At 45.4% G+C, this 5,680-nt stretch carries 5 protein-coding genes; 3 read left to right on the top strand and 2 right to left on the bottom strand.

Annotated elements, in window-relative coordinates; all coding sequences use genetic code 11:
• Positions 1-311 precede the first annotated feature (311 nt).
• The 3 genes from AACV78_RS18755 (at position 312) to AACV78_RS18745 (ending at position 4,246) form a co-directional block, all read left to right on the top strand.
• Positions 312-1,760: a YcjF family protein gene (locus AACV78_RS18755; RefSeq protein WP_194013003.1), complete on the top strand. Its 1,449-nt coding sequence runs from the start codon at positions 312-314 to the stop codon at positions 1,758-1,760.
• A gap of 198 nt (positions 1,761-1,958) precedes the next feature.
• Entirely contained in the window at positions 1,959-3,590 is a 1,632-nt protein-coding gene (locus AACV78_RS18750; protein ID WP_228042723.1) for a DUF697 domain-containing protein, read from the top strand.
• On the top strand, positions 3,587-4,246 hold the full coding sequence (locus AACV78_RS18745) for a type I restriction endonuclease subunit R (protein WP_194013002.1): 660 nt from the start codon (positions 3,587-3,589) through the stop codon (positions 4,244-4,246). The genes AACV78_RS18750 and AACV78_RS18745 overlap by 4 nt, the downstream gene beginning before the upstream one ends.
• A 171-nt stretch (positions 4,247-4,417) precedes the next feature.
• Here the strand turns inward: AACV78_RS18745 and AACV78_RS18740 are convergent, their stop codons facing one another.
• Positions 4,418-5,107 (bottom strand): hypothetical protein, encoded by a 690-nt coding sequence (locus AACV78_RS18740; RefSeq protein WP_194013001.1) that lies wholly within the window; start codon positions 5,105-5,107, stop codon positions 4,418-4,420.
• Between the two features lie 136 nt (positions 5,108-5,243).
• Positions 5,244-5,680: SAM-dependent methyltransferase (locus AACV78_RS18735; protein WP_339383715.1), on the bottom strand; the 437-nt coding region annotated here is incomplete at its 5' end.

Genomic DNA, 5,680 nt, shown 5'->3' with positions numbered 1-5,680 from the left:
TATCTGTGTAGTTCGACTTGACAACTGCGATCGATCCTGTGATTTATGCCGATACCAATGAAATAAAGTAGCGCTAGATATTACCCCCCCAACCCCCCCTTGTTAAGGGGGGGCTAAGACTTCATCCATAGCACATAGGTCAGAAAAATGGTATGAAAGTAGATTTGGCCCTTGTCCAAAAACTTGAGGGTGTAATCCGCACCGGTATCCCGCCTGCCAGTTTCGATATCCCAGAGGTACGATGGAATATAGGGACAAAGACCAAGCCCGTTAAGGTTAAGCTTGGCAATAATACCCACAGGAAGGTAACAATGACACTTAACTTGCGGCGACCGATTTTGATAGGCGGAATAGGACTTTCAGCGGCGCTGTGGCTGCTGGAAACTCTACAGCATTCGGGTTCAGAAATGGGCGAAACGGCACTCATCGGCTTGGCGGCCGCCGGTGCGGGTTATTGGTGGTGGAAGCAACAATCCCCCAAACTCGAACTCGCACTCCCCGAACCCCTGGTCAACCGGGAAGCAGCCGAAAAAGCGATCGCCACGGCATCCGCCGCCATTAATTTGCTAGCTCAGGAAGCTCAAAACTCGGCAAATCCGGCTAATCTAACAGCAAAGCTCGATCGGCTCAAAGCGGAATTAGACAGACAAGACTTGCGGATTACCGTAAGCGGCGGCAAAGCTGTCGGCAAAACTGCCTTAATTCAAGTTTTAAATTCTAATTGGGCATCCCAACAACCGTCACAACAGATTTTCTCAGAAACAGCACCGCTGTTTACCAATACCACAAATGTCGATGCTAAAATCAGCGGTGATTTAGTGTTGTTTGTGACAGCGGGCGACATTACGGATTCTGAATTTAAAACATTATCTCAGCTAATTTCAGCAGGTCAGCGCGTGCTGCTAGTCTGGAACAAACTAGACCAATATTTGCCAACGCAGCAGTCGCAAGTTTTGCAGCAGTTGCACCAAAGAATGCAAGGAATATTGGGAACAGAAGATATAATTGCGATCGCAGCTTCCCCAAATTCTATTAAAGTGCGGCAGCACCAAGCAGACGGCACTGTTAAAGAACGGATCGAAAATCAAGTTTCTCAACTCGAACCGCTGACAGCAAGATTGACTAAAATCGTAACCGAAGAACGGCAACAGTTAGTCTGGGCGAGTGCGGTACGCGAAGCTGCAACTATTAAATTAGAGGCGAAAACTTTATTAAATGCAGTCAGGCGCGATCGGGCAATTCCCATCATCGAACAATATCAGTACATCGCCGCCGCCGCCGTTTTTGCTAACCCAGTTCCCGCCTTAGACTTGCTAGCAACAACCGCCATCAGCACCCAACTCGTCATCGACCTCGGCGCTATCTACCAGCAAAAGTTTTCCTTAGATCAAGCTAAAACAGTAGCGGGAACTTTAGCAACCCAAATGTTCAAACTGGGATTAGTAGAACTGTCTACCCAAACTATTACTGGACTGCTGAAAAGCAATGCCGTCACCTATGCAGCAGGAGGCGCGGTGCAGGGAATTAGTGCAGCCTACTTCACCAGAATAGCCGGACTGAGTTTGATTGAATATTTCTCAACTCAAGAATTGGAAAATGCTAAAGGCATCTTCAATCTTACGGAACTGACGAAAACTTTGCAAGCAGTATTTATGCAAAACCAGCAAGTTTCCTTCTTGCAAGGTTTCATCAACCAAGTGGCGAGTCGTCTCGCGCCTCAAATGTCTCAGTCCGAGGCGGTAAATTCAGCCGTCAATTAAGTTGAAATAAAGCAACAGGCAAGATGCCTGTTCCACAAGAAAGTTTTGTTGATTGTGGAACGGGCATCTTGCCCGTTCAATATTTTTCGCAAAACTCCCCAATAAAAAAATAGAAATTTATCAAAAATTGTATTAAAATAAGAAATAGAATGTTATAGTTCGACGCTCAATTACATTGCTTAAAAAAGCCGATCGCCAATGGCTGACAATTCCATCCAAGAAAATCGCTTGTCCCTAGCCCGTGCCAGTTTGCGTGAAGCCCTCGCGCGGTATTCTCACTTGCGCCAAGGCAAAAAAAACTCGAACAACACAGAATTAGAAGCGGCGCTGCAAACTCAGTTAGATATCTTAAGTTACACCTCAGAAAAGCTCGATCGCAATGTGATTCGCATTGCCACTTTCGGCATGGTCAGCCGCGGCAAATCAGCGGTATTAAACGCGCTTCTGGGTCAAAAAATTCTCCAAACAGGCCCTCTCAACGGCGTTACTCAGTGGCCGCGTTCCGTGCGCTGGAGCGTGCCTTTGCCCCTGCTTGACAGTGTAGAACCCCCCCAACCCCCCCTTGGTAAGGGGGGGCTTATGGAACCGCCCCTTGGTAAGGGGGGGCTTATGGAACCGCCCCTTGGTAAGGGGGGGCTTATGGAACCGCCCCTTGGTAAGGGGGGGCTTATGGAACCGCCCCTTGGTAAGGGCGGGCCTATGGAACCACCCCTCAGTAAGGGCGGGCCAGGGGGGATTCAAGTAGAGTTAATTGATACTCCCGGAATTGATGAAGTTGGCGGCGAAGTGCGCGGCGATATGGCAAAACAAGTCACTCGCCAAGCTGACTTAATTCTGTTTGTCGTGGCTGGCGATATCACCCGCACTGAATATCAAGCTTTGTGCGAATTGCAAACAGCTCAAAAACCGCTGATTTTAGTTTTTAATAAAATTGACCTGTATCCAGAATTAGACAGAAAAGCTATTTACCAAAGTTTGCAATCACTTGGAAATTCTGAAGAGTTAGCAGCAGATTCGGTAGCAGATGAAACAAATAGCGAAAATTTGTCCGACCCAAACAACCCATCTCCTAAATCTACACCAAAATCCGCTCCTAAAATTGCTAAATCTTTAGAAATAGTCATGGTAGCCGCCGAACCCGCACCGGTGCAAGTGCGCGTCGAATGGTCAGATGGAAGTGTCACCCACGAATGGGAGTCGCCTCCCCCCCAGATAGACCAACTCAAGCACAAAATTTTGACAATTCTTAACAGAGAAGGGCGATCGCTCCTCGCTCTCAATGCTTTAGTAGAAGCTAGAGATGCCGAAGCAAACATTGCTCGTCAAGTTCTCAAATTGCGGCAAACAGAAGCCGACGATTTAATCTGGCAATTTGCCAAATACAAAGCTTTGGCTGTGGGGATAAATCCCATTGCTTTCCTAGATGTCATGGGAGCAACCGTCGCAGATTTAGCCTTAATTCGCTCCTTATCCAGACTTTACGGTTTACCCATGACTGGTTACGAAGCCGGCAAACTTTGGCAGACTATTTTCTCTAGCGCAGGCGGCGTACTTTTGGGAGAATTAGGTAGCAGTTTTCTCTTGGGATTTGGCAAAAGTGCCGCTGCTGCTGCTCCACAAATTGGCTTTTCTACTTTTGCCGGAGTCGCTGTCACTCAAGCTAGTTTAGCAGCTTACGGAACCTACGCCGTCGGTCGCGCCGCCCAAGTTTATTTAGAAAAAGGCTGCACTTGGGGCCCTCTGGGACAAGATACGGTAATTCAAGAAATTCTCGCCACCATCGAGCGCAATACAATTATCGATCGCCTCCAGCAAGAATTTAAAATATGACACAAACAACAGCCATTACTGAAATCATCCAAACTTTAGCAGATGTTGAATCTCGATTCAATATTGCGCGAACAGAATCCGAGGAATTTTTCCCAGAATGGTATACAGATTTACCCGAAATTACTGAAGCCGATCGAGCCAGTCTTAATTTGATTCGGCGCAGATATCTCTATCATCTCAATGATGGAAGTCTGACAGAAGGAACCGTCACGCTAATAATGGGTTCGCCTCTCTTGGAACGAGCGGGTTTTTACGATTCACCTTTTAAAATGACTGCTGAAAAATCTGTACAAATTGTTTTAGATGAGCAGGATGAGGAAATAGAAACTCTTAAAGGACGGATTGATGTTTTAGTGATGCAAAATCAGTTTTGGGTGACACTTTTAGAGTCGAAGCGCACCACCATCTCAGTAATGTCTGCGCTTCCCCAAACACTAGCATACATGACAGCCAATCCCCGGAAGGATAGACCGAGTTTTGCTGCGATGACAAATGGCAGTGAAATTGTATTCGTCAAGCTAGACTTTCAGAATCCACCTCAATATGACTTATCAAGAATATTTTCACCGCTTCCTCTAACCAACGAACTTTATACAGTGCTTCAAATCTTCATAAAAATTGGTCAACTGATATTAATTCCGGTGGCACCGGAATGATATAAACGGAGGACACGGCAGTGCCGTTTCCCTACCCGGATTAATTGTAGGGACACGGCATTGCCGTGTCCTGATGGTGGGTAATATTAATTCCGATGCTACCTGATTTGATAGGATTCCCAATTCTTCAATCTAAAATCTAAAATCTAAAATCTAAAATCTAAAATCGTGTTACCTTCCCGCGATTCTCACACCTTCCCTAAAATGGGCGATCGTGGCAATTGCCGCTATAGAAAAGTAAAATAGTCTGATCAGCCAAAAACAAATCCGCATTGACCAGGTAACAATGGTAGGAGCAACACCTGTTAACTGCACAAATCTGGAATTAACTTTTTTTTCAAAGCTGTCTAAGTCTTTCATCTCCGATTGTTTGGTCGGAATTACCGGAAACTGACCAGTATATACGTAATAACCGAGAAAACCTTGCAATCCTACTTTTCTCTGCAAAAAAGAGTTAGTTAATGTTGCTGTTTCTGCAGGCAATAAGTTATCCGATTCTCCGACTTTTTCTAACCAAGAATTATATCTAATTACTGGCGTAATCATGAAAACTAAGGGAACTACAACTATTAATAATGCTGCACTAATTTTACGGCCGTATTCAGGAATTAAAAGTTTTGTAGCAACCCCAAATCCCATGCCGATAAAAGCAAATATTAAAATATTTAACAGTTCAATAATTTCGATGCCTCTCAACAAATCACCGATAATCAGAATTGTATATAATAATTTGTCCGCCAGCAGCAGGGCTGCGAATTTGATCAGAATTGAAACGCCTACAATAGTAGCTACAATTGCTAAATACCCGATGCCCCCTAGAATGTACAGAAAAATTGAACCGGCTTGTTTTAATGGCTGCATGGAATTATTCACTCTTGTGAAAGTTTAGGAGTCTGATTGACAAAACAATTTCAAATTTTAGATAAGTTTTGCTCTCCAAATTTGACTTTTAAAATTGATTAGCTCGATCGGTTGAAGTCAATTTCAAATCTAAAATCTAAAATCGATTGACAAGTTCCCGCGCTGCCGCTTTTGCGACTTGTGCGATGCTTTCCTTGACAACACTTTCTTCGATCGCCCCCGGCTCTGGTTCCTCTTGGCGATCGATCCCCAACCATAAAAGATACTCGATATTACCGGCCGGGCCAAGTAAAGGCGACCACGTTAAGCCCCGTTGCTGCCATCCTAAAGCTGTGGCTGCTTTCCACACTTGAAAAATCGCATCGGCTTGAGTTGCTGAGTCTCGCACTACGCCTTTTTTCCCGACTCTCTCGCGCCCAACTTCAAACTGCGGCTTTACCAACAATACCGCTTCTCGCGGCGGTGCCAACAATTCCCACAGCGCCGGTAAAATCTTATCTAGGGAAATAAACGACACATCGACTACCGCCAAATCGGCTCGCGGTGACTCTTGCTCCCCCCCTGGACAAGGGG

Source organism: Tychonema sp. LEGE 07196 (assembly GCF_963890365.1).
Lineage (GTDB): Bacteria > Cyanobacteriota > Cyanobacteriia > Cyanobacteriales > Microcoleaceae > Microcoleus.
This window is presented reverse-complemented; position numbering and strand designations above follow the sequence as displayed.

Coding starts and splice junctions, on each gene's coding strand:
- AACV78_RS18755 (WP_194013003.1), top strand. CDS start 312: ATGACACTTAACTTGCGGCGACCGATTTTGATAGGCGGAATAGGACTT.
- AACV78_RS18750 (WP_228042723.1), top strand. CDS start 1,959: ATGGCTGACAATTCCATCCAAGAAAATCGCTTGTCCCTAGCCCGTGCC.
- AACV78_RS18745 (WP_194013002.1), top strand. CDS start 3,587: ATGACACAAACAACAGCCATTACTGAAATCATCCAAACTTTAGCAGAT.
- AACV78_RS18740 (WP_194013001.1), bottom strand. CDS start 5,107: ATGCAGCCATTAAAACAAGCCGGTTCAATTTTTCTGTACATTCTAGGG.